We start from the raw sequence: 1,019 nt of genomic DNA, 5'->3' as shown, positions 1-1,019 counted from the left end.
AGCCGCGCCGCCCTTCCGCGCCCAGGCCCAGGCGGGTGGCCGCGCGCACGAAGTTCGGCGTATCGGTCCAGGAGGCGCCGCGCGCCACGCGCTTCTTGCAGCCCGGCTCTTCCCACACGCGGCCATCTTTCGGCGCGCCCTCGTAGTCGCTGTGCCAGCAATCGGCCGTCCACTGCCACACATTGCCCAGCACATCGTACAGCCCTGCCGGATTCGGCGCGTAGCTGCCCACCGGCGCCGTCGTGGGCCAATTGCCAGAACCGGAGACCACACCGCCGCAATGCTTCTGCTGCGGGCAGTCATCGGGGCCGTACTTGGCGTCGCCGCGCGTGATGTCCTCGCCCCACCAGCGCGCCGTGACGGTGCCGGCGCGCGCCGCATACTCCCACTCGGCCTCGGTGGGCAGGCGGTAGCGCGCGCCGCTCTTCTTCGACAGCCAGCGCAGATAGCTTTGCGCATCGTTCCAGCTGACGTTGACGGCCGGCCGCGTGCCGCGTCCCCAGCCTTCGTCCGATGGCCGGTAGGCGTCGCAACCGCCATCCTGCACGCAGGCGTCGAACTGCGCGAACGTCAGGCTGAAGCGGCCGATGGCAAACGGCTGCAGGATTTCGACCGGATGCTGGCCTTCATTGCCGAAACGCCCGCTCTCGCCCGGTGGCGATCCCATGAGGAAGCGCCCGGCCGGCAGCGGCACCATTTCCGGGCACGCGCCATCGCAATCGCGGAAGGACTTGCCGGCGACCACGGGGGTGGTCAGAGCCGGATCGATGGCATCGAGCTTTTGCCGCGACAGATAGGCGGACAGGTTGGCGATGTCGCCATCCGTCAGGGGCGCCACGGCCGTGTTCATCAGGGGGCTGACGCGCGCATGCGAACGAAAGGCGCGCAGCTGGCTGTCCAGGTAGGCCAGGTTCTGCCCGGCCAGCTTCGGATAATCGGCGACGGCCGCATTGCCCTTCGCGCCGTGGCAGGCGGCGCACGCCGGCAGCGCGCGGGCAGCGTCGCCCTCGTGGTACAGC

General features: G+C 70.1%; 1 protein-coding gene. It reads right to left on the bottom strand.

The features are described 5' to 3' along the window. Positions 1 to 1,019, bottom strand: a 1,019-nt coding sequence (locus JaAD80_RS29015) for an SUMF1/EgtB/PvdO family nonheme iron enzyme (RefSeq protein ID WP_102299645.1), incomplete at both ends; no start/stop codon positions are given.

Origin of the sequence: Janthinobacterium sp. AD80, assembly GCF_002878455.1 — a bacterium.
Lineage (GTDB): Bacteria > Pseudomonadota > Gammaproteobacteria > Burkholderiales > Burkholderiaceae_D > Janthinobacterium.
The sequence above is the reverse complement of the archived record's forward strand: the minus strand, read 5'-3'. Positions and strand labels throughout refer to the sequence as shown.